Annotated in this window: 26 protein-coding genes and 1 riboswitch; of the genes, 22 read left to right on the forward strand and 4 right to left on the reverse strand. The window is 48.9% G+C overall.

Features of this window, described 5'->3' with window-relative positions; translation table 11 throughout:
• Positions 1-53: 53 nt before the first annotated feature.
• Positions 54-159: riboswitch (glycine riboswitch) on the forward strand.
• A gap of 208 nt (positions 160-367) precedes the next feature.
• From gcvT to ACYQ2N_RS15305, 13 genes are all read left to right on the forward strand, one after another.
• Positions 368-1,465: a glycine cleavage system aminomethyltransferase GcvT gene (gene gcvT / locus ACYQ2N_RS15245; protein ID WP_460000113.1), complete on the forward strand. Its 1,098-nt coding sequence runs from the start codon at positions 368-370 to the stop codon at positions 1,463-1,465.
• A gap of 181 nt (positions 1,466-1,646) precedes the next feature.
• Complete coding sequence (gene gcvH, locus ACYQ2N_RS15250; RefSeq protein WP_460000115.1) at positions 1,647-2,033, forward strand: glycine cleavage system protein GcvH; 387 nt, start codon at positions 1,647-1,649, stop codon at positions 2,031-2,033.
• Between the two features lies 1 nt (position 2,034).
• Positions 2,035-3,375, forward strand: coding sequence for an aminomethyl-transferring glycine dehydrogenase subunit GcvPA (gene gcvPA / locus ACYQ2N_RS15255; RefSeq protein WP_460000117.1), 1,341 nt, complete (start codon positions 2,035-2,037; stop codon positions 3,373-3,375).
• Entirely contained in the window at positions 3,372-4,832 is a 1,461-nt protein-coding gene (gcvPB, locus tag ACYQ2N_RS15260; protein ID WP_460000118.1) for an aminomethyl-transferring glycine dehydrogenase subunit GcvPB, read from the forward strand. The genes gcvPA and gcvPB overlap by 4 nt, the downstream gene beginning before the upstream one ends.
• Before the next feature lie 301 nt (positions 4,833-5,133).
• Complete coding sequence (gene lipS1 / locus ACYQ2N_RS15265) at positions 5,134-6,030, forward strand: LipS1 family lipoyl synthase (RefSeq protein ID WP_460000120.1); 897 nt, start codon at positions 5,134-5,136, stop codon at positions 6,028-6,030.
• On the forward strand, positions 6,027-6,974 hold the full coding sequence (gene lipS2 / locus ACYQ2N_RS15270; RefSeq protein WP_460000121.1) for a LipS2 family lipoyl synthase: 948 nt from the start codon (positions 6,027-6,029) through the stop codon (positions 6,972-6,974). Before lipS1 ends, lipS2 begins: the two co-directional genes overlap by 4 nt.
• Before the next feature lie 77 nt (positions 6,975-7,051).
• Positions 7,052-7,861, forward strand: a complete 810-nt coding sequence (locus ACYQ2N_RS15275; RefSeq protein WP_460000122.1) for a lipoate--protein ligase family protein — start codon at positions 7,052-7,054, stop codon at positions 7,859-7,861.
• A gap of 123 nt (positions 7,862-7,984) precedes the next feature.
• Positions 7,985-8,725 carry a 2-phosphosulfolactate phosphatase gene (locus ACYQ2N_RS15280; RefSeq protein ID WP_460000123.1) on the forward strand — a complete coding sequence of 247 codons (741 nt, stop codon included), beginning with the start codon at positions 7,985-7,987 and terminating at the stop codon, positions 8,723-8,725.
• A gap of 4 nt (positions 8,726-8,729) precedes the next feature.
• On the forward strand, positions 8,730-9,272 hold the full coding sequence (locus ACYQ2N_RS15285) for a pyruvate kinase alpha/beta domain-containing protein (RefSeq protein WP_460000124.1): 543 nt from the start codon (positions 8,730-8,732) through the stop codon (positions 9,270-9,272).
• A 53-nt stretch (positions 9,273-9,325) separates the two neighbouring features.
• The gene (pduL, locus tag ACYQ2N_RS15290) at positions 9,326-9,916 is read left to right on the forward strand and encodes a phosphate propanoyltransferase (RefSeq protein ID WP_460000125.1); all 591 of its coding nucleotides are present in this window, start codon (positions 9,326-9,328) and stop codon (positions 9,914-9,916) included.
• Between the two features lie 197 nt (positions 9,917-10,113).
• On the forward strand, positions 10,114-10,509 hold the full coding sequence (locus ACYQ2N_RS15295; RefSeq protein WP_460000126.1) for a DUF5665 domain-containing protein: 396 nt from the start codon (positions 10,114-10,116) through the stop codon (positions 10,507-10,509).
• 67 nt (positions 10,510-10,576) lie between these two features.
• Positions 10,577-11,251, forward strand: a complete 675-nt coding sequence (locus ACYQ2N_RS15300) for a TraR/DksA C4-type zinc finger protein (protein WP_460000127.1) — start codon at positions 10,577-10,579, stop codon at positions 11,249-11,251.
• Positions 11,252-11,433: 182 nt separating this feature from the next.
• Positions 11,434-12,570, forward strand: coding sequence for an MFS transporter (locus ACYQ2N_RS15305; protein WP_460000128.1), 1,137 nt, complete (start codon positions 11,434-11,436; stop codon positions 12,568-12,570).
• Between the two features lie 86 nt (positions 12,571-12,656).
• Here the strand turns inward: ACYQ2N_RS15305 and ACYQ2N_RS15310 are convergent, their stop codons facing one another.
• The 4 genes from ACYQ2N_RS15310 to ACYQ2N_RS15325 form a co-directional block, all read right to left on the reverse strand.
• Positions 12,657-14,000, reverse strand: coding sequence for a hexokinase family protein (locus ACYQ2N_RS15310; RefSeq protein WP_460000129.1), 1,344 nt, complete (start codon positions 13,998-14,000; stop codon positions 12,657-12,659).
• Positions 14,001-14,021: 21 nt separating this feature from the next.
• Positions 14,022-15,716: a glycoside hydrolase family 13 protein gene (locus ACYQ2N_RS15315; RefSeq protein WP_460000130.1), complete on the reverse strand. Its 1,695-nt coding sequence runs from the start codon at positions 15,714-15,716 to the stop codon at positions 14,022-14,024.
• Between the two features lie 178 nt (positions 15,717-15,894).
• Positions 15,895-18,117, reverse strand: coding sequence for a bifunctional alpha,alpha-trehalose-phosphate synthase (UDP-forming)/trehalose-phosphatase (locus ACYQ2N_RS15320; RefSeq protein ID WP_460000131.1), 2,223 nt, complete (start codon positions 18,115-18,117; stop codon positions 15,895-15,897).
• A 347-nt stretch (positions 18,118-18,464) separates the two neighbouring features.
• Complete coding sequence (locus tag ACYQ2N_RS15325; RefSeq protein ID WP_460000132.1) at positions 18,465-19,928, reverse strand: metallophosphoesterase family protein; 1,464 nt, start codon at positions 19,926-19,928, stop codon at positions 18,465-18,467.
• A 421-nt stretch (positions 19,929-20,349) separates the two neighbouring features.
• On the opposite strand from ACYQ2N_RS15325, the gene ACYQ2N_RS15330 reads away from it, so the two are divergent.
• From ACYQ2N_RS15330 to ACYQ2N_RS15370, 9 genes are all read left to right on the forward strand, one after another.
• Entirely contained in the window at positions 20,350-20,625 is a 276-nt protein-coding gene (locus ACYQ2N_RS15330; protein WP_460000556.1) for a PadR family transcriptional regulator, read from the forward strand.
• Between the two features lie 91 nt (positions 20,626-20,716).
• A complete protein-coding gene (locus ACYQ2N_RS15335; protein WP_460000133.1) occupies positions 20,717-21,358 on the forward strand; it encodes an ABC transporter ATP-binding protein in 642 nt (213 codons plus the stop codon).
• 81 nt (positions 21,359-21,439) lie between these two features.
• On the forward strand, positions 21,440-22,225 hold the full coding sequence (locus ACYQ2N_RS15340; protein WP_460000134.1) for an ABC transporter permease: 786 nt from the start codon (positions 21,440-21,442) through the stop codon (positions 22,223-22,225).
• Positions 22,226-22,292: 67 nt separating this feature from the next.
• Positions 22,293-22,457, forward strand: coding sequence for a hypothetical protein (locus ACYQ2N_RS15345; protein ID WP_460000136.1), 165 nt, complete (start codon positions 22,293-22,295; stop codon positions 22,455-22,457).
• Positions 22,458-22,476: 19 nt separating this feature from the next.
• Positions 22,477-22,590 (forward strand): LuxR C-terminal-related transcriptional regulator, encoded by a 114-nt coding sequence (locus tag ACYQ2N_RS15350; protein ID WP_460000138.1) that lies wholly within the window; start codon positions 22,477-22,479, stop codon positions 22,588-22,590.
• 266 nt (positions 22,591-22,856) lie between these two features.
• On the forward strand, positions 22,857-23,321 hold the full coding sequence (locus tag ACYQ2N_RS15355) for a hypothetical protein (protein ID WP_460000139.1): 465 nt from the start codon (positions 22,857-22,859) through the stop codon (positions 23,319-23,321).
• Position 23,322: 1 nt separating this feature from the next.
• A complete protein-coding gene (locus ACYQ2N_RS15360) occupies positions 23,323-23,634 on the forward strand; it encodes a hypothetical protein (protein WP_460000140.1) in 312 nt (103 codons plus the stop codon).
• Between the two features lie 160 nt (positions 23,635-23,794).
• Positions 23,795-24,256, forward strand: a complete 462-nt coding sequence (gene lspA / locus ACYQ2N_RS15365) for a signal peptidase II (RefSeq protein ID WP_460000141.1) — start codon at positions 23,795-23,797, stop codon at positions 24,254-24,256.
• 75 nt (positions 24,257-24,331) lie between these two features.
• Positions 24,332-25,264: an RluA family pseudouridine synthase gene (locus tag ACYQ2N_RS15370; RefSeq protein WP_460000143.1), complete on the forward strand. Its 933-nt coding sequence runs from the start codon at positions 24,332-24,334 to the stop codon at positions 25,262-25,264.
• The last annotated feature ends 40 nt before the right edge of the window (positions 25,265-25,304 follow it).

Below are 25,304 nucleotides of genomic sequence, written 5' to 3' on the forward strand. Positions count from 1 at the left end.
CAACTGGGTATAGACTGATACCAAGGTTGGTTGATAAAACTGCATATGACCGGATGATTTCAGTGGGAGAGACCTAGCTTTTGGGCGCCGAAGGAGCAAACTTTCTGCAACACGCTGGCAGAAAGGGAAACTCTCAGGCAAAAGTACTACTGAAAGACGGGACTCTGGAGAGTTTCTCGTGATGAGAACACCAAAGGGGAAGCCTTTTTAAGGCAAATCTCTCAGGTACAAGGACAGAGGTGGTGCGCAAGTACCCCCTCTGTTTTTTTGTCTTTTTCCGTACATAGTCATGCTTTTCTGGTCATAGTTGCCAAGAGTAAAACCAACCATAATGTACAAACTTAACTTTAAGGAGGTGCGATTTTTTATGACAGAATTAAAAAGAACCCCTCTCTATGACGAACATGTAGCCTTAAAAGCGAAAATGGTGGATTTCGGCGGCTGGGAAATGCCGGTACAGTATGCCGGTGTGATTGAGGAGCACCAAACCGTCCGCTCCAAGGCAGGGCTCTTTGACGTTTCCCATATGGGGGAGATTGATGTCCGCGGTAAGGATGCCTTGAGCTTTGTGCAGCACCTTATAACCAATGATGTAGACAAAATTGCGGATACCCAGATTCTCTATTCCTTAATGTGCTATCCGAATGGTGGGATAGTGGATGATTTGTTGGTTTATCGTTATAACCCGGAACATTTCTACCTTGTAGTCAATGCTTCAAACACAGATAAAGATTATGCCTGGATTCAGGAGCAGGCTCAAGGATTTGACATCACACTTGAAAATATCTCAGCCTCAACCGCTCAGCTCGCATTCCAGGGCCCGCTGGCGGAAAAGATCATGCAGCGCTTTAGCGATGTGGATCTGTCTCAGATTAAATATTACTGGTTCAAGCACGGGAAAGTTGACGGCGTAGACTGCCTTATTTCCCGCACCGGCTACACCGGGGAAGATGGGTTTGAAATTTATTTCGCGCCCCAGTATGCGCCACAGCTTTGGCGTAAAATCCTGGAGACAGGAGCCCCTGAAGGAGTTCAGCCCATAGGTCTTGGAGCCCGCGACACCCTGCGTTTCGAAGCGCGCTTGCCCCTCTATGGTAATGAACTTGGTGCGGAGATTACTCCCCTGGAAGCAGGACTCGGGTTTTTCGTGAAGCTGAATAAAGAAGAATTTAGCGGGAAAGAGGTTTTGCAAGAACAGAAAGAAAAAGGAGTACCGCGTAAGCTGGTCGGCCTAGAAATGATTGAACGCGGAATTGCCCGCTCGCATTATCCGATCCACAAGGATGGAGAAGAAGTCGGCTTTGTGACATCCGGGTCTTTCTCCCCGACGCTTAATAAAAACATCGCTCTGGGCTTGATCCGTGCGGATTTGGCGGAAGTGGGTTCAGACCTGGATGTAATAATCCGGAATAAGCCGGTAAAGGCAAAGATCATTCCCACTCCGTTCTATAAGAGGGCACAGTAAAGACAGGAGACAGGAGACAGGAGACAGGAGTCAGACTTCTATGCCGATTGGCGGCACTTTTCTTGCAAAAGTTTAATAAATTGCCGGACGTATTCCCGGGTCATTCTGAGTTCTGACTTCTGAATTCTGAATACCCGAGTAGTAAATCATACTATTAAATAAATGTTAGGAGGATGAATTTATGAACCCTAAAGATTTAAAGTATAGCAAAGAACACGAGTGGGCTAAGGTAGAAGGAAATAGGGTTACCTTGGGGATAACGGATCATGCCCAGGAAAGTCTGGGAGATGTGGTATTTGTGGAATTACCCGGTGAGGGAGATAGCATCACGGCCGGGAAATCCTATGGAACTGTGGAATCGGTAAAAGCTGTCTCTGATATTATCGCTGCTGTAGGTGGCAAGGTAATCGAGGTTAATGAAACAGTGGTGGATGCGCCGGATACTCTGAACAGTGATCCCTATGGAGATGGATGGCTTGTTAAAGTAGAAGCGGATGATTTGTCCCCGCTGAATAGCATGATGACCGTAGAGCAATATGAAGCTTTCTTAGCCGAGGAGGCGCATTAATATGAACTTTGTACCTAATACGGCTGTGCAGCGGCAGCAGCTGCTGGAACGCATTGGGGTGAAGTCAGTTGATGAGCTTTTTGCTGATGTCCCTGCTAACGTGCGTTTGCAGCGGCCCCTGGCAGTGGAAGGCGGCTTGGCGGAACAGGATTTGATCCGCCACGTCAAACACTTAGCCGGTCGCAATGCCAGCTTGGAAGAATACACTTCTTACCTGGGAGCAGGAGCGTATGAACACCATATCCCCGCTTTTGTCGATCAACTCTTGCTGCGCCAGGAGTTCTACACCGCTTATACTCCGTACCAGCCTGAGATCAGCCAAGGGACTTTACAGGCGATTTATGAATTTCAGACTTTGGTCTGTGAGCTGACCGGGATGGATGCAGCGAACGCTTCGATGTATGATGGTGCCTCTGCTTTGGCTGAAGCGGCGCTTATGAGCTGTGACGCTACCCGCAGACGCCAAGTCTTGGTGCCCCAGACTGTACATCCGGAATACCGGGAGGTTTTACAGACTTATCTCCACCCTCGCGGGATCGGAATCGTGGATGTCCCGCTGAAGAACGGGCTGACTGACATGGAAGCCTTGGAAAAGCTCCTCACTGAGGAAATAGCCGGGGTCTTAGTACAGAGTCCGAACTTCTTGGGACAAATCGAGCAGGCGGAAGAAATCGGGCGCTTGGCCCACGCCAAGGGGGCTTTAATGGTAATGGCGGTTAACCCGGTTTCCCTGGGGTTGATTAAATCACCGGGGGAAGCTGGAGCTGACATCGTGGTCGGAGAAGGGCAGGTCTTTGGCAACCCTATTAACTTCGGTGGTCCGTACTTAGGATTTATGGCAACCAGAGATAAGTTTGTGCGCCGCATGCCCGGTAGGATTGTAGGCGCAACTGGGGACCGCAACGGAAAAAAAGGGTATGTCCTGACTTTGCAGGCCCGGGAACAGCACATCCGCCGCGAGAAAGCCACATCCAACATTTGTTCTAATGAAGCATTGTGCGCGCTGGCCTTTACTATCCACTTAGGTGCTTTGGGCAAGGCCGGGTTGAAAGAGTTGGCTAACCTTAACCTGCAAAAGGCCCACTATGCTGCCAAACAGATTACGGCTCTGCCTGGGATGAGTCTGGCTTTTAACGGACCCTTTTTCCATGAATTTGTGATCGAGACGAAGGTTGACCCCGCCAAGATCAACACTAAACTTTTGGAAGACAAGATCATTGGCGGCCTGGATCTCTTTCGTTTTTACCCGGAGTTTAATCACCACCTCCTTTTCTGTGTGACCGAAACTAAGACAAAAGCAGATATCGACCGGCTGGTGGCCAGATTGGGGGAGATTAAATGAAAATACTGGAGCCGCTAATTTTTGACTTAAGTGCTGAGGGCCGGACGGCCGTAAGCTTGCCTGCATGCGATGTGCCGCAGGAGGCGGTAGAAACCCTGGTACCCGCAGCGTATTTGCGCGCGCAGGAGCCGGAGCTGCCCCAAGTTTCCGAAATAGATGCCGTCCGCCACTTTACCAGGCTTTCAACCTTTAACCACGGGGTAGATTCCGGGTTTTATCCGTTAGGGTCCTGTACCATGAAGTATAATCCAAAGGTAAATGAAGCCTTGGCCCGCCTGTCCGGTTTTGCCACCATTCACCCGTATCAGCCGGAGAACCTAACTCAAGGGGCACTGCAATTGATGGCTGAACTGCAGGACGATCTGGCGGAAATCGCCGGGATGGATGCATTTACCCTGCAGCCGGCAGCCGGGGCTCATGGAGAAATGACCGGGATCCTAATCATTAGGGCTTATCACGAACACCGTAAAGACTCCAAACGTACGAAGGTGATTGTGCCTGACTCGGCGCATGGGACGAATCCGGCCACGGCTGCGATGGCTGGGTTTGAGATCGTCCAGGTTCCTTCCAACGAGCGGGGCGGGGTCAATCTTGAGGAACTGCGCAAGGTAGCAAATGATGAAGTCGCCGCTTTGATGCTGACCAACCCGAACACCCTCGGTTTGTTCGATGAAAACATTACTGAGATTGCGAAGATCATTCACGATGTTGGCGGGCTTGTGTATTATGATGGGGCTAACCTCAATGCGATTATGGGAATTGCCCGCCCGGGGGACATGGGTTTTGACGTGGTGCACTTTAATTTGCACAAAACTTTCGCAACTCCGCATGGCGGCGGCGGTCCGGGCTCAGGCCCTGTTGGCGTGAAAGAATTCCTGGCACCTTTCCTGCCCAAACCGGTTGTCAAGAAGCAAGCTGATGGAATTTTCACCATGGATTATGAGCGGCCGCTCTCGATCGGACGGGTGCGTTCTTTCTACGCCAACTTCGGCGTGCTGGTCAAGGCGTATTCGTATATTCGCAGCTTGGGCGGCCAAGGGCTGCGCGAAGCCTCGGAAAATGCGGTTCTTAATGCTAACTTCCTGATGCAAGTCCTGAAAGAACATTATTATGTGCCATACGACCGGGTGTGCATGCATGAGTTCATCATCACGCCCAAGAACCTTAAAGAGTATGGAGTACACACGCTTGACATTGCCAAGCGCTTGCTTGATTATGGATATCATCCGCCCACAATTTATTTCCCGTTAATTGTGGAAGAAGCGATGATGATCGAGCCAACAGAAACGGAAAGTGTCGAGACTCTAAACCAGTTTGCGGAAGCATTAATTAAGATTGCTGAAGAAGCACGGACAGATGTTGAGCTGGTTAAGAACGCCCCCCACACGACGCTCGTAACCCGTCTGGATGAAACCGGGGCTGCACGTCATCCGAACATCCGGTGGCAAAAATCGTAGTTCGCTATTCGCTATTCGTGGTTCGAAATTTAGATGTATAATAGTGATATGCGGGTTTGGGTTAAAGGCGAGCAAGCTTTATTGAGGTTAAATATCGAGGTTCGATATTCGAGTTTGGGACAGAAGTTGTAAATGATTAGGGATAAACGATGTGGGCGAATGGTTCAGGGATTGAGCTATTCGCCTGCCCCTTATCGTAGCTCGATATTCGTGGTTCGAGGTTCGATTTTAGCGCGTTATAAAGCGGCAAATGGCTTTTTCGAGATTCGATAATCGATAATATTTGCAGGGATGTGGGGAAGTGGCAGGAAAATCCTTGGCTTTGTTTGCGCCGGAAACGCATGCGTTGATTGAGCGTGGATGGGAAATCCGGAAGCGGTATTTTGAGGATAAGATATATTTTGATTATCCGCTTGAGACGAAAAGCATCACCTTGACCGGCACTGACTGCGCCCTTAACTGTGCCCACTGCGGCGGGCATTACTTGGAGGGAATGCTGCCGCTGGCCCAAGTGCCTGAGGATACAAAAGAGCTTCCTTTTCGTAGCGCTCTGATTAGCGGCGGTTGTACTGCTGAAGGGAAGGTTCCTTTTAACTTACACTTAGAACGCTTGCACCGGTTAAAAGCGCAAGTACGTTTTAATTTCCACGTGGGACTTGTGGATGATGAAGAAATTCTGGCCCTCAAAAGTCTGGCTAATGTAGTGTCTTTTGATTTTGTGGCTGATGATGAGACCATCCGGGAAGTGTATGGGCTTAATCGCAGCGCTGATGATTACCGCACTGTATATCGCAAGCTGCGCCAGGCGGGGCTTAAGGTGATGCCACACCTGACTATCGGGCTTAAAGGCGGGGAATTTGCGGGCGAGGAAAAAGCGTTGGACGTCTTAGAGGAGCTTGGTCTTGAGGGGCTTACTTTCATAGTTTTTATCCCTACCCCTAATACTCGCTATGCCAAACGCCAGCCGCCCCAACTTGAAGAAGTGGTACGGTTTTTGGCTAAAACTAGGGTCCGTTTCCCGGATATTACACTGGCCTTGGGGTGCATGCGGCCTAAGGGACGCTACCGTCAGGTTCTTGACGAAGCTGGGGTCGCGCTCGGACTTAACCGTGTGGTTCTGCCTACACCCGCTGCCCGGCACCTGGCAGAGGAAAAAGAATTGGAAATCATACGGGGAGAGGAGTGCTGTGCCCTATGATTCGCTGCTCTCTAGGCACCGCCAAAGTGTTAGGCTTAAAGAGAATTAAAGTCGATGACTTACCAACAACAGCCTACCTTATGGTCGGGGAACGTTGCCAGTTTAACTGTGCTTTCTGTGCCCAGGCGCGCGCGAGCGGAGCAAGATCAGACATGCTGTCACGCGTAACCTGGCCCCAGTTTCCGCGGGCTGATTTTCTTCAAGGGCTCAAAGGCGGGCCAGCCCGGGACACTTTCAAGCGCATCTGCTTTCAGGTGGTCCAGGATGAGGAAGCCTTGGCTGAGACCAAGGCCTGGGTCAAAGAAGTAAAAGAGCACTCAAAAGCCCCTATCTGTGTGTCTGCCGGCCCGCGCACCCTCGAGGAAATTCAGGAGCTCTTAGAACTGGGAGTAGATCATGTCAGTATTGCCTTGGATGCAGCTGCCCCGCACGTTTACGCCCAAGTGAAAGACGGTTCTTGGGGCGGGCGCTATTCCCTGCTCACAGAAGCGGCAGTGCGCTTTCCTGGGAGAATTGCCACCCACCTGATAGTGGGGCTGGGTGAAAGTGAAGAAGAGATGGTACGTTTAATTCAGGTTTTATACGATCAGGGTATTATCGTTGCACTGTTTGCTTTCACTCCTGTCAGAGGAACGCGTTTGGAGCACCGTACTCAGCCGGCACTTGCGCATTATCGGCGGGTTCAGGCGGCTCATTTTCTCATTAGGCAAGGGCAGGCGCGGGCCGGTGAGTTCGGGTTTAAAGATGGAAAGCTACTAGATTTCGGTCTGCGGCTTGATCGCCTGCAGGAGCTTCTGCAAGATGGAGAAGCTTTCCGCACTTCCGGCTGCACGGGGTGCAACCGCCCGTACTATAACGAGACCCCGGGAGAGACTATGTACAATTACCCGCGCCCCTTAACCAAGGAGGAAGCTGCCCAAGCCTGGGAAGTGCTGCGCACCTGACAAATACCATTATCCGTTCAGGAATGCGGCGGCAAGCCTTGGAGATATAGGGTATTTTCTAAGAGAGGAAGAAGCTTATGAAGAAGTGGCGGTACTTGCCCTATGAGGTTCATACCGGCGCTGAAAACATGGCAATTGATGAAGCAATTCTGCTGGGCTTACGGTCGGAAGGCTGGGAAGCGACTTTACGCTTCTATGGCTGGAACCCGGCAACACTCTCTTTGGGTTACGCCCAAAGTTATGCGAAGGAGGTTGACGAAGAAGCCTGTAAGGCCGAAGGGTTGGATATTGTCAGGCGGCCTACAGGGGGTCGGGCCGTGCTGCATCAGTATGAACTTACATATAGTGTGATAGCCCCGGAAACGGAGGAAAATGTAGCCGGTACGGTGATTGAATCATACCTGAAAATAAGCCAAGCCCTGCTCAAAGCGTTTCAAACCCTCGGGATTCCGGCAGAAATGGTTGCGCATGCAAATATGAAAGAGTTAAGCTCAGCTGCCTGTTTTGACGCGCCTTCCTGGTATGAATTAGTGGTAGCAGGGCACAAGCTTGTTGGCAGCGCCCAGGTGCGCAAAGACGGAGTCTTGCTGCAGCATGGTTCGATCATCCTTCATTTTGATGCCGATCTGTTATTTCGGGTCTTGAGGTTTCCCAGTGAGGGAGTGCGGCAACGTTTACTTCAAAGTTTTAAACGTAAGGCTTGCGCCTTAGATGAAGTGTGGCTCAAGCCTGTCAGCAGAGCAGAGCTGGAAACGGCGATTTGCCAGGGATTTGAAGAGGTGATGGGGATTAAACTGGAAGGGGGTACTCTCTCAGAAGGGGAAAGATCGTTGCTGTCTGAGTTAACAGGCAAGTATTTGTCAGAGGAATGGACGAAAAAACGTTGAATTATGGGTTTAATCATGACGATTTTTATCGAAAGAGCTTGTGAATTTGTGTTTATAGCAGGAATCAGGGAACAAGAGGTGGAATTTCTGTCATAACACATAATTTGAGCCTGAGGTGACACCATGTTAATTGAAGTTCTTCATAGCGCAAGTTCACCGTTTTTACCATACTTGGAAGACAAACTAGTAATCGTCATTGATGTCCTGCGCGCCACCAGCACGATTGTCACTGCCCTTGCCAACGGGTGTCAGGCAGTTGTTCCCGTGCTTTCGCCGGAAGAAGCCCTGGAAAAACGGCTTACCCTCCCGGGATCACTTTTGGGCGGAGAGCGCTACGCTGTGAGAATTGAAGGATTTGACCTAGGGAATTCTCCGTTTGACTATGTACCGGAAAAAGTGGGAGGAAAAACAGTTATCTTAACCACTACCAACGGCACCAGGGCTATTAGGGCCGCATCTGAGGCCCCCCAGGTATGGCTTGCTTCTTTTGTCAACCTTCAGAGCATCGTGCATTCGATTTTCCGGGAGATGGAAAGAAACAGCGGACTGCAGGGGATAGCAATCTTTTGTGCAGGGACAGAGGACAGATTTGACCTCCCGGATATCCTGTGTGCGGGCATGCTGATCGATGCGCTGGGACCGGAAGTGGAAGTTAATGACCTTGGTGAAGCCTCACGCATGTTGTACCACGCTGCGGAAGGCCATTTGATCGAGACGATCTGCCGCTCTGACCATGGGCGGAAACTTTTGTCATTAGGGCTTGAAAGAGATATAATTTACTGTGCAACCACAAACATCTTGCCGATTGTGCCGGTGCTGGCAGACGGTGAGATTGTCTGGCTTACTGATGATATGAGGGGGTAGAATGATGGTGCTTTTCGAAAAGAGCGGGGCGGCAAACACCGAGCGTACAGTTTCCCTGGTGCTTAAACGGGCGCGTGAACTGGGAATTACTACGGTCGTAGTGGCTTCAAATTCCGGCGAGACGGCAGAGACCTTCCACGGCCACGATCTGCAAGTAGTGTGTGTTACCCATCATGTGGGCTATGCAGGCCCCGGTATTGATGAAATGGAAGCGGAGCGGCGTGCCAGTCTCAGTGCACAGGGGGTAAAAGTTTTAACAACTACCCATCTTTTTGCAGGAATCGACCGGGCTCTGCGCATTCAAGCAGGAGGGCTCTATCCGGCTGAGATTGTCGCTCATACATTGCGCATGTTCGGTCAGGGTGTCAAAGTAGGAGTGGAGTGCGCGGTCATGGCTTTAGACGCGGGGCTCATCGAATTCGGGAGCAAAGTGATCGCAGTAGGCGGTACTGGGCATGGTGCTGACAGCGCGCTGGTCATTACGCCCAACCATTCGAATCATTTCTTTGCCAGCAAAATTCACGAAATTATCTGTAAACCTGTTTAGTTAAATCATTTCTCCTGCTTCGTGAAATACTATGAACGACAGGAGGTGATATAATGCCCGATTTTGACGTTCCTCTCGGAATTTCTAGTCGACATGTTCATCTAACGCAAGAGCACGTTGATATTTTATTTGGACGAGGGCACAAGCTCACTCCTACTAAAGCTTTAAGCCAACCCGGCCAGTTCGCTTCTGATGAAACGGTAACGATTGTGGGTAACAAAGGCTCGCTTGAAGGAGTGCGTGTTCTGGGTCCGGTTCGCAACTATTCCCAGGTAGAATTGGCCACAACTGATACTTTTAAATTAGGAGTCAAAGCTCCTGTACGCGAATCAGGTGAACTGGAAGGGACGCCTGGGATTGAACTTGTCGGCCCTGTCGGTAAACTTAAACTTAATTCCGGAGTAATCATAGCCGCCCGCCACATTCATATGACTCCGGAAGAAGCTAAAGAACATGGGCTTAAAGACGGAGATCATGTGAGCGTTGAAATTCCAGGATCAAGAGGCGGAGTTTTGGATGAGGTTCTTATCAGGGTTAGTCCCAAATTTGAATTAGATATGCACGTGGATACTGATGAGGGAAATGCTTTTAATCTTCACACTGGAGACACAGTAGAAGTACTCCCGCAGGAGCGGGACTGCTAGGGCGGGTTATTTTGGATTATTAATGACGAGCTAGATCATTAATTTAAGAGATTAGATATTAACCTTATTTTAATTCGAACAGCTCTTAAGCATACTTAAACAGTGTGATTCAAGGGCTGTTGTTTTTGTGTAATTTTCTTATTCATGGGGCACAATGAATTCAGGTTTCAAGGTTAATAACTGAGGTGATGCTCGTAGTGGAGAAATCGCGCTCCCTAACTAGCAAGCTTAGGTTCATAAAGCTTAAAAATGCTGAGCTTAGCTACCCGGAAGAGAAACAGGATGAAAGTGCAGAGCTTGTACTGGAGCCGGAGTTAGAGGAAGTTCAGGGGCAAGTGGCAAAACTGGCGAAAATCCTTGAGCAAATGCGGCTTGCCGATTATATCACTTATCTGAACCGCCCCGGAAGACTGCTGCTCATAAACTTTGCAACCGGATTGGCTCGGGGCTTGGGGGCTGCCATTGGGGCAACTTTGTTGGCAGGCTTGGCAATTATGGTGTTGAAATGGTTGGGAGTGCTTAATCTGCCCCTTATTGGCGGAGTGATCGCAGATCTGGTGGAGATTGTGAATGAGCATATTGGAAGTAGATAAGGAGAGCTAATTATATAAGCGACTAAGTTTTGGGATAGGTTTTAGGATTGTGAGGAGGTCAAAAAGTATGGCAACCAAGAAGAGAGCACAGTATTCCCGCTTAATTGAAGCCCTGAAGGAAGAAAAAGAAAATTCCCTTGAGCTGGCGGCCAACTTGATCAGTGGGGATATGCGCGATTCTTTGGCCGAATTGTCACTCGCTGATAATCATCCGGCAGACATCGGCTCTGAGGTTTACCAGCGCTCGCGGGATGTGGCTATTCACGACCGCCTCCTGCATAAGGTTGAGGCGATTGATGCAGCTTTGGAGAGATGGGAAAACGGTACTTACGGAACGTGTGAGCACTGCGGCCGTGAAATTCCGCTCGCACGCCTGGAAGCGCTGCCCTATACAACCGTGTGCACGGAATGCAGTCGGGAAGAGGAACAGGAAGAACAGCATTCCCTTTATCGGGAACCGGTAGAAAATGAGATTTTGAACCGGCCTTTCGCCCGTACCTTTAACGACAGCACCGGGAAAGTGGAGTTCGATGGGGAAGACTCGTGGCAGGCCGTTGCCCGCTACGGTAGTTCGGATACCCTCCAGGACTTAGGGACGAACAGGGATATTGAGAGAGCGAGCGATCTTTGGGAAGACTCTGACGAGTGGGTGGGGGCCGTGCAGGATATTGAGACGATTCCGACCGTGCGCGAGCCTGGGAGGGAAAATACCAACCATTCCAGCAGTGAGCATGGGCGGTAGGCGAGGGGCTAGCTCGAAGGGCAACAAATAGATGTTTACCCCGACTGTTATGGTGACATTCGGGGTTTTTTGAAATTCTCGGATGCGGGTTTATAATGGTGAAGTGATAAGATATCCGGATACCGAGATCAGGTCAATCATGCCGGATTCGGAGCATCAGAGTACCGTTGGGGTGGAGAGCTTTGTTTAACGTAATTGTTTTAGGAATTGTAAGTTTATTGACCGATATCAGCACGGAGATGGTCTACCCTCTGCTGCCGATCTTTCTTACTTCGACTCTGGGCGCGAGCCCGGCGGTGGTCGGTATTATTGAAGGGATTGCCGAAAGTTTGGCCAGTTTGCTGAAGGTGTTTTCGGGGTACTGGGGAGATAAGACGAAAAAGAAAAAGGAACTGGCGATCGTTGGCTACGGCAGTTCCTTTGTCGGGAAAGTTACGCTCATTCTGGCCGGGTCTTGGGGCGGGGTCTTGCTCGCCAGAGTAGTAGACCGTTTAGGGAAGGGAATCCGCACGGCCCCGCGCGATGCTCTGATCGCAGATTCAGCCGATGCCAAAGCCCGCGGGCATGCGTTCGGACTGCACCGGGCGATGGACACTTTCGGCGCAGCGGTTGGAGTGGGGATAGCCTATCTTCTGCTCGTCAGCGATGCACAAGGTTATAAGCGTATTTTTTTCTTGTCTATGATTCCGGCTTTCTTAGGAGTTGTAGTTCTCTTTTTCGTGAGGCAGCCACGGGAGCTTAAAGCAAGCGGCAAGAAATTTTCATTCTCCTGGTCCCAGCTTGACAGTAAGCTTAAAGCGTTCTTGATCCTGGCGTTTGTTTTTACCCTCGGGAACTCATCCAACCAATTTTTACTGCTGAGGGCCAGCGGCCTTGGAGCTTCGGCTCCGTTAGTTGTCTTGCTCTATCTGGTTTACAATTTGAGTTATGGGGTTCTTTCGTACCCGGCAGGAAGGTTTTCCGACCGCATCGGGCGCAAGCGTGTGCTGGTAGCGGGGTATTTGGTTTATGCTCTGGTGTATTTTGCGTTTGCGCGGGTGACCAACCTATCTACGATGTGGACCTTGTTCATCGTGTACGGGATTTATATTGCGTTTACTGAAGGCGTGGAAAAAGCGTTGCTGGTGGACATTGCCCCGACACATCTGCGGGGGACTGTCATAGGGCTGCACGCGGCCCTCGTAGGGGCAGCGTTGCTTCCTGCATCCTTTATCGCCGGCTTTTTATGGGATCTGTTCGGCCCGGCGGCACCTTTTTACTTCGGGGGCGGCATGGGACTTTTGGCGGCTTTGGGGCTTATAGTGATTCTCAAGGACTGACATTGGGGTCGTAGCGCGTGCCTAGAAAAGGTGTTTTTTATTCTCGACCAAAAAATGTTAGCTCTAATAAAAATACTACGCAGCCATTATTTTATCTCGGTTAAGGCCGCTGCGATGGCGGCCCCCGTAAGGGAGCCGCCAGCTGACAATTTAACTGTGACCAGGCTCGTTTTACTCTCTAACGCTTCACTTAAGGCAGCAGTTAGTTCCTGGGCGTAGCCAGGCATTCCTTCGTACAGGGAGCCGTCAATCGCGACAGTGTGACGATTGTCGAGGTGCGGGTCGAGATGTCGGACAACCCCGATCAAGCTGGCCGCCACCAACCGGGCTGAACGTTTTGTGAGTATATGGGCGATCTGTTTGAGAGCAAAGAGCTCACCACTCTGGGCTAAAAGGCTGCGCAGAGAGTCTTTTCCTGGATCAAGTAAGCCGGAATCTTCCTTCGTAAGTATCAGGGCCAAGTCTTTGCCGCTTACGGAATAGGGTTGGTTCCAGCGGGCAGGGGGATTATTAAGCGTGCCAAGAAGCCCCCGGTGGGAAAAATCCAGGACAATCTGACGGAAAAGCTCTCCGAGGTATTTGCCGGAGAGCATTTTTTCGAATCTTTGCTCCCCTGGGTTATCGCTTTTCTGATCTAGCCTTTGATCAAAGGCGGTTTCCGGAGCGGCGGAGAAGTTCCCGGACTCGGTGTTTATTATGACAGGAGCATCAAATCCCGGTGCTTTCTGTTCAAGGTAGCAGGTGTTGTGTCCGGTGCCGATGATCGAGGCGATGTCTACGTTTGGGTCTTGATAGGCTGCTGTCAGGAAGGTGGCCACAGTGTCGTTGATAATGGCCGTGGGTTTAACCAGAGTGCCTAGTCCCCGGCGTTCCAGGGCAGCTGAGAGCAATTCTCCGACGTCTTTCCCGACTACCCCGGAAGTCTTCACTTCTTTATCCCAGTTGAGGAGAATTCCTTCGTTTATCCTTCTTTGCCGATAGGGAAAGGAGAAGGCGAAACCCAGGGGAAGTGGTTCTGAAGTGCTGGAATTCATCGTGGGATTCGCAGGAGAGTTAATTAGCACTTCTTGAATTATCCCTGCGAGAAAGTCGAAGAGTTCTTCAGCCGTCACGGCTGCGGCGCGGTAGTCGCGCCCGGACTCGGGGTCTGACAAAGGCCGGGCTAGCTTATGTAATTCCAGAAATTTCCTCTTTCCTTTAAGCCCGACGACAGCAGCCCGGACATTCGAGCCGCCGAAATCAAGGGTTAGAAAAACACCGGCTTCGTAGCCGCTCGGAGCCCGGAGATAGGAGGGAAACATCTTAAGCGAGCTTACGCGTCCGCTTAAACCTTGCTCCATGTGCTCCTGAAAACTGGAGGCAATATTTAAGATCTTGCTCTGAGAGATAGATAATTCTTTCTCCAGTTGCGCTAAAACTTGCTCTAGCAAAACACACACCCTCTCCTACGGCTAATTCAGCAAATAAACGCGCGCTTCGTACGGGCGCAGGGAGATTTTCTTAAGATCTCGCGCAACAATTTCAGCTTTAGTGTCCGGGTAATTGGCAATGAGCAGTCTGCCGGTCTTGAAGATGACCTTTTCCGGAAGGGTAAAAGAGGCACTCTCCTGGAAGAAATTCAGAATTACCAAGAGGGTTTCCTCGTTCCAATGGCGCAGATAGGAATAGATCTGGGTGTGCTCAGGCACAAGCAGATGATAATCCCCGTACACAAGGAGGGGGTATTGGCGGCGCAGTTCTATGAGCTTGCGGTAATAGTGCAAGATAGAATTCTGATCTTGCCGGGCTTGCTTGACATTGATTTCGCGGTAATTGGGATTAACGGGAATCCAGGGAGTGCCGTCCGTAAAACCGGCATGAGGACTGTTATCCCACTGCATCGGGGTGCGGGCGTTGTCCCGTCCTTTTTCATAAATTACTTCCGTTAATTCCTTCAGGTCTTTGGCGTTCTTCAGACCTTCTTCATACATGTTGAGCGTTTCGATGTCCCGATAATGCTCAATGCTAGGGAAACGGACATTGGTCATGCCGATTTCTTCCCCTTGATAAATGTAAGGTGTACCTTGGAGGGTATGAAGCAAAGTAGCGAGCATTTTTGCCGACTCCACCCGGTAGGTGCTGTCATTGCCAAAACGGGAAACCATGCGGGGATGGTCGTGGTTGCTTAGAAAGAGGCTGTTCCAGCCGGTGTCTGCAAGTTTCTTTTGCCAGTCGCTTATGATGCGCTTAAAGTCCGCCAGTTCCCAGGCTTTTTTCTCCCACTTGCCGCTGGGTCCGTAATCCAGTTCCAACAGCTCAAACTGAAAGAGCATGTTCAGTTCATGGCGGTACTCATCTACAAAAATGCGCGCCTTGTCCGCGTCAACCCAACGGGTCTCCCCCACGGTCATAAGGTCGTATTTAGACAAAACTTTAGTATGCATTTCTCTGAGGTAATATTGCAAGCGGGGGCTGTTAATGAAGAACTGCCCTCCCCATTGATAAGGAGAGCTGTCTTTGGGTGGGGCATCAGGCAGCTTAGGGTCTTTGGCAATCATGTTGATCACATCCATTCGAAACCCGTCAACGCCCTGATCCAGCCACCACTTCATCATATCGTAGATTTCGTAACGCACCTTTTTGTTTTCCCAATTAAGATCGGGTTGGTTCTTGGAAAAGACGTGCAAATAATACTCTCCGGTCAAGGCATCATACTCCCAAGCTGAACCGCCGAATTCCGAGGACCAGTTATTCGGCTCTTTGCCGTCTTTGCCCGGCCGCCAAATATAGTAATTGCGGTAGGGGTTGTCTTTGCCTGAGCGAGACTCTAGAAACCAGCAGTGTTGGTCTGAAGTGTGATTGACTACCAGGTCCATCACTAACTTCATGCCACGGCTGTGCAGTCCGTCCCGCAGTTCCTCCCAGTCTGCCATGGTGCCCATCTCATCCATGATTCCCCGGTAATCGCTGATGTCATACCCATTATCCACATTGGGGGAACGATAGACTGGGCAGAGCCAGAGCACGTTAACCCCCAGGTACTGCAGGTAATCAAGCTTGGAGATTATACCCTTCAGATCTCCGGTGCCATCCCCGTTGCTGTCTTTAAAGCTACGGGGATAGATTTGGTAAACGACGCTTTCTTTCCACCACTTTTTTTTAGGCATTTACGCTAACCCCTTTGATGATTCGTTTGTATTTTGGTAGTCAGAATTCAGTAGTCAGAATTCAGTAGTCAGAATTCAGAATACACCGAGAATATACCAGTAGGTCTTTGAAAATGTTTTCAGCGGGTCTCTCAGTATGCCTCCCTGCTCCTGTCTCCTGACTCCTGTCTCCTATCTCCTAATCCCACCGGCAAAGCTCCTGGAGCATTTCCCTCACTTCCACATAACTGGGCAGGAAGTAGCTGGCCTGAGATTTGTCTGTGCCAACGCGAATGGTAAAAGTATTTGGCGGCAACACGCCGGGCCAGGAATGCTCAAGTGCGAGGATGGCAAACAAGTCCTCATCGGTAGTATCATCCCCGATGGCCAGAATAAAATCATAGTTGTGTGTGAGCGCAAGATAGAGGCCGGTCGATCCTTTCGTCACCTCAGAGTTTCTGACTTCAATTACTTTGTTGCCTTGCAGTATATGAATATCGATGTTGGAGGTGAAAGCCACCAACTCGTCCATTAGTTCTCGAGCACAGGCGGCGCTAAGCTCCGGATTAGCTTGGCGGAAGTGCCAAGCCAGAGAGAATTCTTTCTCTTCGATAAATGAGCCGGGGAGTCTGTCGGCATACATTTCGAGCATCGGCATGAGCTGGCGTTTCCAAGAGTTGACCAGAGGTTTGCTCAAACTCCACTGCTCTCCCCGCCTTTTGAGCCATGCTCCGTGCTCAGCCACCAGTGTAATATCTAAGGAGCCCAGCCAAGTTTCAAGTATCGCTCTGTCCCTGCCACTAATAATAACGACTTCCGTATCAGCGTTCGCTAAACTCTTCAGAAGATCCAGAAGTTCCTTATCAGGCTTGGCTTGGTCAGGGCTGTCTGTAAACGGAACCAGTGTCCCGTCATAGTCAAGAAGCAGCAAGCGTTTGTCGGTCTGATGGAAACCAGCGTGCAAGGTCTGTTTGTGTTGGTCTAGCAGACGTGTTCTGGATTGTCCTTTCTGCACCTGCAACAGTTCCTGAATAAAGTCGCCTGACCAGCGCACCACATCGTAACGTTTGAGCCGCTGCTGCATGACTTCGTTGCGCTTTTTCTGCTCTGTCTCAGGCATTGCCAAAGCTTGTTGCAAAGCTCCAGCAATGGCTTCAATGTTGTTGGGATTGATGATCAGAGCCTCTCCCAGTTCTTTGGCGGCACCGGCCATTTCGCTCAGAATAAGCACACCTGTTTGATCAGTGCGGGCAGCCACATATTCTTTGGCAATTAAGTTCATCCCGTCCCTTAGGGGAGTAATTAAAGCTACGTCACTTTGTCTGTACATGGCCAGCAGAGAGTTAAGCGGCAAAAACTTATATTGGTAAATAATCGGGGTCCAGTTAAGCGTGCCGAAGCGGCCGTTTATCTCGCCTACAAGTTCATCAATCTGCCGTTTCATTTGCTGGTAATGTTCAACTCCAACGCGAGAAGGAACAACGATCATGAGCAGAACCACTTGCTCGCGCCACTGGGGATTGTTCTCCAAAAACAGCTTGTATCCCTGCAGGCGGTTGCTGATTCCTTTGCTGTAGTCTAAGCGGTCTACCGAAAGAACGGCCTTGAAGCCGTCAAGTAGTTGCTCCAGTTCCTTCAGGTTTTGCTCAAACTCTGAACCGATGGGGCTTGAGTGGTATCTTTGGTAGTCAATGCCCATGGGAAAGGTGTCAACTTTAACAGCATGATCCTGGGATAGGATTTGCCCGAGCTTGTGTTCATATCCCAAAATTCGCAGCACCGACCGTAAGAAATACTGGGCATATTCATGCGTGTGAAAGCCGATGAGATTTGCACCTAAGAGCCCGCGCAGGATTTCTTGGCCCCAAGCAGACGGCAGCAGCCGGTAGAGCTCATAGGATGGAAACGGAATATGCAGGAAAAAGCCGATGGGAGTGTGGGGCAGTTGCTCCCGGAGCAGGCCCGGCAGGAGCATAAGGTGGTAATCGTGCACCCAGATTACATCCCCTGGCTTTATTACCTCCAACACGGCATCCCTGAAGATCTTGTTAACTTCTTGGTACTGGAGCCAGTAATCCTTGTCATAGACTGTGTTGGATGGAAAATAGTGAAACAAGGGCCAAATAATCTTGTTGCAAAAACCCAGATAAAATTTGTCCATAGCCTCTTCCGATAAGAATACCGGAGAAGCGTGGAGATCGCCTAAGACGCTCTTCACTTCAGTTTGCATCTTGTCCTGCACCGTGATTCCCGGCCACCCGATCCAGACATACTCTATGTCCTGGGCCGAGGTGCTTTTCAACAAGTCTAAATAGGCACTTAAGCCAGAGACAAGCCCCCCAGCGCTTTGCTCAAATATGAGTTTGCCTTCCTTTTGAACCCCGTTCAACGGCAGTCTGTTCGAAACAATGAGTAACCTCATGAACATTTCTCCTTTCTACTTTGCTTTAGCTCCCCCTTCAATGCTTATTTGGATTGTTCTTTACTACAATAAAAACAAAGGAACCGCGTTAGGCGGTTCCGCAAGGGCCTCAATCCGTGGTTAAGTTCAGTAAATAGCGAATCCTAAGAAGATTTGTGGCGTGTGTTAAAACCAGGGGAAACGTTGGAAGAAATTTCACTTCTTTTTCCTAACAACTTAATCATAACATTTAAGTTGCTTTTTGTCTACACAAAATAAGGTTTGAAAACGTCTCTAGCGACATTGATCACGGGAAGAAGAGCGTTTGACGGAATGTTTTTTCTTCTTTTTTTATCCTGTGATTGGCCCTATTTTTTTTGAAGTACTGTGTTTCTGAACTCAGCAATGGCAAATTTAAGGATGTGATATAGCCACAGCCCAATGCTTTTGACGCGGTTCCACCACCTGTGGCGATTAAGCCAGAGCAGCCACCCGAGCAGGAGAGCAATAAGGCCTCCAATTCCCAGTACAAGGGGACGGTATTCCTTGTAAGTTGAGCTCGCAAACAGCCCTAGTGCTGCCAGGTAACGGTCTTGGAGCGCATTGGGCGGGGATGGAAGCTGAATAACTTGCAGGTAATTGTCCTTGCTGTTCAGCGCCACCCTGATGTAATGGTAATAGCTGTCCTTGGTCAGAAGCTCCGCGCCTGCCCCCCCGCTGATTATGTAGTTCACCTTGTCTTTAGTAAAGCTGAAGAAGGCGTGGATATGAGACAGATAGACCGTGTTCACGCCGTATTTAGTCATTAACCCTTCAAAACGCTTCGCTTCCTCCTTGTTGGGAAAGGCATGATCCAAATTGTTGGTCCCGCTCAGCTTTTGAAATTGTTGTTCAATAAGGCTGTTCTTCTCAGTTTGCGGCTTGTCCGGATAAGTGTTAGGCTGAAGGTCTGCCCTCGGATCGCTGGGCGGAATGTGAGTAATAACAGTAATGCGCTTGCCTTGAGCTTTTTGCAAATCACTTTCCAACCATTGATACTGCTCTTCCGGGATCGCCTGCTTCTCAGTCCAGCCGCGGGAGCTGTCTAAGAAGACGAAATGCGTGCCCATATAATCAAAAGAGTAATAAGGAGGACCGAAAAGAGTGGTGTAAATACCGCGGCCGTTTTCACGGATGTCGTGGTTGCCGAGAGTGGTGTAGAGGGGAACCTGAAGCTTGGCGACGGTTTCATAGAACAGCCGATACCGGTTCGGTTCCCCTCCGAAGACCAAGTCTCCGTTATCAATGACGAAAGCAGGACGGAAAGAGTTAATCTGATCGATGATTTGACCGAAGGTCTTATAGCCGTTGCGATTGTCCCCGAGAATCACGAATTCGGAAGCTCGAGGCTCTTTGAGGGTGAGCTCAATTGATTTTTCCTCATTGGGTGCGACTGCTGTCTTAAAGAGAATGGTATGCGGATCAATGACTTGAAAACTTTCGCTTGGATTAGTAACGGCAACCGTAGCGGGATTAACGTTTTCCAAACGCAAGCGGAGGTTCCTATTTTCCTTGTTTCCTTTGATACTGATGATGGATGTGGGAGCAAGGGATCTTAAGAGCAAACTTTCTTGCCCATCCTGCTCTTTCATCTTACCTTTGACAAAGCCTCCCGTGATGCTTACAACTGATCCGTTCCAGTCATAACTGGAACTCGAGGTATAGGGGTCAAAAACGAGGGGGAGCGGGGAGAAATCGGCATGGATTTTGTAATTGCTGTAGGTGTAAAATAAAAAACTGCCTGTGACAGATAAAGCGATTAACACTAGTAAGACGGAGAGCTTTTTTTTCATAGGAAACACCTGCTTTACTTTTGATCGCTAGGTTTAAGAAAAATTAAGGTTTAGCTTTAGCCTGTTTGAGCCATAAAGGACATGAGACTGTCTAAAAAAGGGATATGGCCTGCCCACCTGTTAATTAAATGATAACCAAAAAGGTCAAACGAATTCAAGATTTTTCCTCCTCCAAGAGATTATAGGTGTTTAAGCAATCCTCACCTTTTTATTTATAGGACGAATCGAAAAGCTGATGAGTTCATGAGGAGCAAACAATTTTTTGTAATCCAAACCCTATAGGTGCTTTAGTTATACCTACAGCTATAGCTATAGCTATTGAGCATGGTCTATGATATCATTATCGAAGAACGATATCGAGAAACGTAAATGAGGTGATAGCTTGGAAAAAGTAATCACTCGCAGGCTGTTTCTGGCATTTATGCAGGTGCATATCCTGCATCACGCCAAAATCGAGCCTGTTTTCGGCTTAGCGATGATGGAGGAGTTGCAGCGCCACGGATACAATGTGAGTCCCGGTACGCTTTATCCCCTTTTGCATACCCTTGAGGAGCATGGACTTCTGGACAAAGAAGAAAGAGTTGTTGAAGGGAAAGTGCGTAAATATTACAGCCTAACTGCCAAAGGGGAACGGGTATTGGCAGAGGCTAAGCGAAAAACTTCAGAGCTTTTCCACGAAATAGTGGAAGAGGGATAACAAAAAAGGCTTGGCTGTTGGGCTAATCGGAAAAGTATAACAAAGCGGGCACATTGGGAGAAGCCGCAAGTTAATAAGGAGTTGTACTAACGTGTTTGTTCTAAATAACGTCCGGTATAAGGGTATCTTGGATATTAAGCACTTAGTTTTGCCTCAATGCAAAATAGGCTGCCTGGTCGGCGAGAGCGGGAGCGGCAAAACCACACTTTTACGCCTATTAAACAATCTTGCCACTTGTGACAGCGGCTCTATTCTTTGGCATAAGCAGTCCCTGTATGAAATAGACCCAATCGAACTGAGACGCCGGGTTGTAATGTTGGGGCAGACCCCGGTGGTGTTTGATGGAAGTGTAAGAGAAAATTTGCTGATTGGTCTAAAATTTGCAGAGAAAGCCTTGCCGGGGGATGACGCGCTCAGGGAAGTGCTCAGGCAGGTATCTCTTAAAAAGGAACTTGAAGTAGAGGCCGCTCACCTCTCGGGCGGGGAGAAACAGCGCCTGGCCCTGGGAAGGGTGCTCCTCATGGAACCGGAAGTTTTGCTCCTAGATGAACCTTCTTCAGCTTTGGACGAGGACACGGAGGAAATCTTGATCGAGAGCTTGGTCAAGTATGTTAAGGATAAGGGAAGAACTCTGATTATGGTCACCCATGCCAGGAAAATTGCGGAGAAGTATGGGGAATATATTGTGGAAATCGAACGGGGTCTGGTGAAATCAGTCTACGAGCAAAAATAGTAAACAGCCATGCAAGCAAGGTAGTAGACAGCCGAGCAAGCAGTATTGGGTGTTGCTGATGGAAGGGAAGGAGATGTATAAATGGACCAGACAATAGATCTCACACTTTGGCGATTGGCTGCAGCTTATATTTTCGTTCTCATCCTGATGGTGATTGTTAAAGTAAAGGGCATCCCCCGGGAAAAAGAAATCCTTATTGCTAGTGTTCGGATGACAGTTCAGTTAGTTTTAGTAGGGTACTTGCTAGCCTATGTTTTTGCCAACAGCCATCCGCTTTACACCATTGTTATTATTGCCGTGATGGAGGTTTTCGCTGTTTTCAATATTTTTAAGCGGGTTAAACGCCAGGTTTCGCTCAAGCTTAAGCGAATTATTGCCCTGTCGATGATAGGGGGTTCTTTAGTAAGTACGCTTTACTTTATATTGGTTGTGGTTAACATCGCGCCCTGGTATGAGCCAAGATACTTTATTCCGATTGCCGGAATGCTGATCGGCAATGCCATGACTGGGATTTCTTTAGGGGTGAGTAGGCTTGTTGACGGGATGCATTCTCAGAAGCACTTGGTAGAGACCGCTTTAATGCTTGGCGCTACTCCTAAAATGGCTTCCAGGGACATCATTAATAATACTTACGATGCCGCCATTATGCCTACGATTAATTCTATGGTCGGCATGGGCATTGTCTTTCTGCCGGGAATGATGACCGGGCAGATTTTGTCCGGAGCTTCTCCTTTGCTGGCCATTGAATATCAGATTGCGATTATGCTTGGGATCATGGGTAGTGTCTCTTTGACGGTTATCCTCTTGGTGCAGCTAGGTTACAAAACTTTCTTTAACAAGTACAGTCAAATTTCAGAAGGAATATGACTGGGGGATTTATGTTATAATTAAAAAGAGCAATTGTATTCATAGATTTAAGAAGAAGGGAACAAATATGTTAGCCAAGTTTTTTGAAAGCAATATAGTGCTAGTCTATTTTATCTATCCCCTCATTTTCTTTCTCATGGGTTTTGGCATATTACTCAAAAATACGGTGCACAGCCGCTTCTATGAGGCCTGTAAAGAAATTCTAACTATTAATCGCCAAGGGCAAGACTAACAGAGAAATTGCCGCCTCAATGGTGTTAAGTGAAAAGACGGTGCGCAATTATGTAACCCAATTGCTGGCTAAGCTCGAGCTAAACAACCGGGCGGAAGCGGCTGCTTTTGCAGTGCGCTACCGTCTGGAGTAAATATAGGCCCATGGGGAGCAATGTCCTGAGAAATTTAGGACATTGCTCCCTTTTTTAGAGATAAAGTTTACTATCACAAACTTTTCCTAAATGTCATAATTGGCCTTAGAGAAGGTAAAACTACAAGTAGCTTTTGGCAATTGAGAGGATAAAGCAATGCTGAATCCTCAAGCGGAACAATGTGAAAGGAGGAACGGGTAAGGTCAATTTGAAAAATAAACTTCGTTTTCGTACAAAATCAGAGATAGGAAAGTGAGGTAAGAAAAATGATTACTAGTTTCTTGACGATGCCCCACGTTGTTTTCGGAGTGTGGGGAATTATTACCGCTGTTTGGGTTTTGGTCGAACTCTTAAATTTCAACGAGAAGAATTGGAGCCGAATTAAAGTTGCCAGTGCTTTAACCACAGTTTTTAACTGGTTGGCTTATGTTATTGGCGGTTGGTGGTATGTTGTCTATTATGCGGCCGACAAAGCTTTGATCAAAAAAGGGCCTTTTCCGCAGGCGCACGACTTTTTTATGGAGACCAAGGAGCACATATTCTTTCTATTGCTGCTTCTCAGCATGTTTCTCCCTGTCATCATCTATAATAATAAGCTTTTGGAAAGTAAAAGCATTAGGAAACTGGGCATTGTTGTAGCTATTATTATGGTCATTCTGGGCTTAGGCATGGAAGGTTTCGGTTCCTTTATCACTCAGGGATTAAGACTTGGAATCTTAGGAGGGAAGTAAGATGGAAAACAGCGTCTTAAGCAAGTCAACTGCAGGATTTGGCCTTTCACTCGCAGTCGTTAGCATATTCAACGGTTTATTGGTAATCGTCAAGGAAACCTATACGCCCCTCATGGACTGGATGAAAGCCTTGACCGGACATCACTGGATTACCCACGGAGTCTTTGATATCTTATTGTTCTTCATCCTAGGCTATCTTTTTTCTAAGTCCAATCTAGCGCAAAAGTTCGAAGCGGATAAAATGACCAATATAATTATCGGTTCTACTGTAATTGGTGTTATCTTGGTCGGCGGGTTTATGCTGACTAAATAGCAAAGCTTCCCGTTCGGTCCCGTCCGGTTAATTACGTAGCCGGGCGGGGCTTTTTCACTTAGGTAACTTAAGGCCAGCGTGAATATAGCCGTCTGGGATGTAGTTTGCCCGTCTGGGCCTTCTATGTTAAGATGAATCTAAAAACAGGGAGGGCAAAGGATTGCTGGTGTGGCTAACGATGATTGCGGTTTGGATCATCGACCGTCTCCTGAAAGTGTGGGTTCAGGGGCAATTTATTCCGAATGAGTCCATTGTAGTGATACCCAAATTATTTCACTTGACATTTGTGCTTAACCCAGGGGCGGCATTCGGGTTATTCGCCGGTCGCACCTGGATTTTTATTGTGACTGCATTAATCGTGCTGATTGCGGTGGTAATAGCCCAATTTCGCATACCCCGTGAAGAAAAACTCATCCGCCTTGCTTTAGGGATGATCGGCGGCGGCGCACTGGGGAATTTGTATGACCGGGTGGCGATCGGACGGGTGATTGATTATTTGGATTTCCAAGTATGGTCTTACGTCTTTAACTTCGCGGACAGCATGATTGTGATTGGGGTAGGACTTTTACTCTTTGAATTTTACCGGCAGGAACGGGCGAGCAGAGGTAAGTGTGAAGGATAAGGGTAGACGGCCATGCCGCATTAGAGGATGAAGAAAGTTTAAGAGCTGAAGAAATTATGGGAGTAAAGAAGTTTGGTGAAAAAAGTATTAACGAGCAAAAGCTCAATCCTCTCTCTGCCGCCGGGCGAGCGTTTAGATGTGGCCTTGGCCGCAGCTTTGGACAAAAGCCGTTCTTTTATCCAGACAATTATTGATGAGGGCCATGTGCATGTGAACGGGAGCACGAAAAAAGCCAATTATAAGATGCGGGAGGGGGACAGGGTCGAGGTGGAAATCCCTGCTCCTCAGGTCTTGGATGTGGTTCCTGAAGAGATTCCCCTGGATATTGTCTATGAAGATCAGGATGTCCTGGTCGTGAATAAACCGCAGGGGATGGTGGTGCATCCGGCTCCGGGAGCGTGGAAGGGCACTTTAGTCCATGCGCTGCTTTATTATTGTCGCGACCTCTCCGGGATTAACGGGGTGCTGAGGCCGGGAATCGTGCATCGAATAGATAAAGATACGTCCGGGCTGCTGGTGGTCGCTAAGAATGATGAGGCACACCAGGCTCTGGCGGAGCAGATTAAGGCGCATACCGTGGCGCGCAGGTACCGTGCTCTCGTCCACGGCCTGATTAATGAGCCGTCGGGAACAGTGAATGCTCCCATTGGCCGCGACCCGTCTGAACGCAAGCGCATGGCAGTGACGTTTCAGAATTCGAAAGAGGCAGTTACCCATTACCAAGTCTTAGAGCGCTTGGCTGAGTATACCTATGTGGAAGCGCGCCTTGAGACGGGAAGAACGCATCAAATTCGCGTTCACATGGCGTATTTAGGGTATCCGGTCGTAGGAGACCCTCTTTATGGTCCGAAGCGCAATCCGTTTAACCTAGAGGGCCAGGTTCTGCACGCGATTCATTTAGGGTTTAAGCATCCGCGCACCGGCCACTACTTAGAATTTGAAACCCCGCTGCCGGATTATTTTGAGCGCTTACTTAATGAGCTTAGGCATGGGTGGCATGACCAATAACGTACACAACAACAGTTGAAAAACTGGCTAATTGACTTTT

The sequence above is a fragment of the Paradesulfitobacterium aromaticivorans genome (assembly GCF_054657415.1).

Excerpts from the sequence above, each read along its gene's own strand:
- gcvT (WP_460000113.1), top strand. The coding sequence starts at position 368 with ATGACAGAATTAAAAAGAACCCCTCTCTATGACGAACATGTAGCCTTA.
- gcvH (WP_460000115.1), top strand. The coding sequence starts at position 1,647 with ATGAACCCTAAAGATTTAAAGTATAGCAAAGAACACGAGTGGGCTAAG.
- gcvPA (WP_460000117.1), top strand. The coding sequence starts at position 2,035 with ATGAACTTTGTACCTAATACGGCTGTGCAGCGGCAGCAGCTGCTGGAA.
- gcvPB (WP_460000118.1), top strand. The coding sequence starts at position 3,372 with ATGAAAATACTGGAGCCGCTAATTTTTGACTTAAGTGCTGAGGGCCGG.
- lipS2 (WP_460000121.1), top strand. The coding sequence starts at position 6,027 with ATGATTCGCTGCTCTCTAGGCACCGCCAAAGTGTTAGGCTTAAAGAGA.
- ACYQ2N_RS15275 (WP_460000122.1), top strand. The coding sequence starts at position 7,052 with ATGAAGAAGTGGCGGTACTTGCCCTATGAGGTTCATACCGGCGCTGAA.
- ACYQ2N_RS15280 (WP_460000123.1), top strand. The coding sequence starts at position 7,985 with ATGTTAATTGAAGTTCTTCATAGCGCAAGTTCACCGTTTTTACCATAC.
- ACYQ2N_RS15285 (WP_460000124.1), top strand. The coding sequence starts at position 8,730 with ATGGTGCTTTTCGAAAAGAGCGGGGCGGCAAACACCGAGCGTACAGTT.
- pduL (WP_460000125.1), top strand. The coding sequence starts at position 9,326 with ATGCCCGATTTTGACGTTCCTCTCGGAATTTCTAGTCGACATGTTCAT.
- ACYQ2N_RS15300 (WP_460000127.1), top strand. The coding sequence starts at position 10,577 with ATGGCAACCAAGAAGAGAGCACAGTATTCCCGCTTAATTGAAGCCCTG.
- ACYQ2N_RS15315 (WP_460000130.1), bottom strand. The coding sequence starts at position 15,716 with ATGCCTAAAAAAAAGTGGTGGAAAGAAAGCGTCGTTTACCAAATCTAT.
- ACYQ2N_RS15320 (WP_460000131.1), bottom strand. The coding sequence starts at position 18,117 with ATGAGGTTACTCATTGTTTCGAACAGACTGCCGTTGAACGGGGTTCAA.
- ACYQ2N_RS15325 (WP_460000132.1), bottom strand. The coding sequence starts at position 19,928 with ATGAAAAAAAAGCTCTCCGTCTTACTAGTGTTAATCGCTTTATCTGTC.
- ACYQ2N_RS15330 (WP_460000556.1), top strand. The coding sequence starts at position 20,350 with ATGCAGGTGCATATCCTGCATCACGCCAAAATCGAGCCTGTTTTCGGC.
- ACYQ2N_RS15340 (WP_460000134.1), top strand. The coding sequence starts at position 21,440 with ATGGACCAGACAATAGATCTCACACTTTGGCGATTGGCTGCAGCTTAT.
- ACYQ2N_RS15345 (WP_460000136.1), top strand. The coding sequence starts at position 22,293 with ATGTTAGCCAAGTTTTTTGAAAGCAATATAGTGCTAGTCTATTTTATC.
- ACYQ2N_RS15350 (WP_460000138.1), top strand. The coding sequence starts at position 22,477 with ATGGTGTTAAGTGAAAAGACGGTGCGCAATTATGTAACCCAATTGCTG.
- ACYQ2N_RS15355 (WP_460000139.1), top strand. The coding sequence starts at position 22,857 with ATGATTACTAGTTTCTTGACGATGCCCCACGTTGTTTTCGGAGTGTGG.
- ACYQ2N_RS15360 (WP_460000140.1), top strand. The coding sequence starts at position 23,323 with ATGGAAAACAGCGTCTTAAGCAAGTCAACTGCAGGATTTGGCCTTTCA.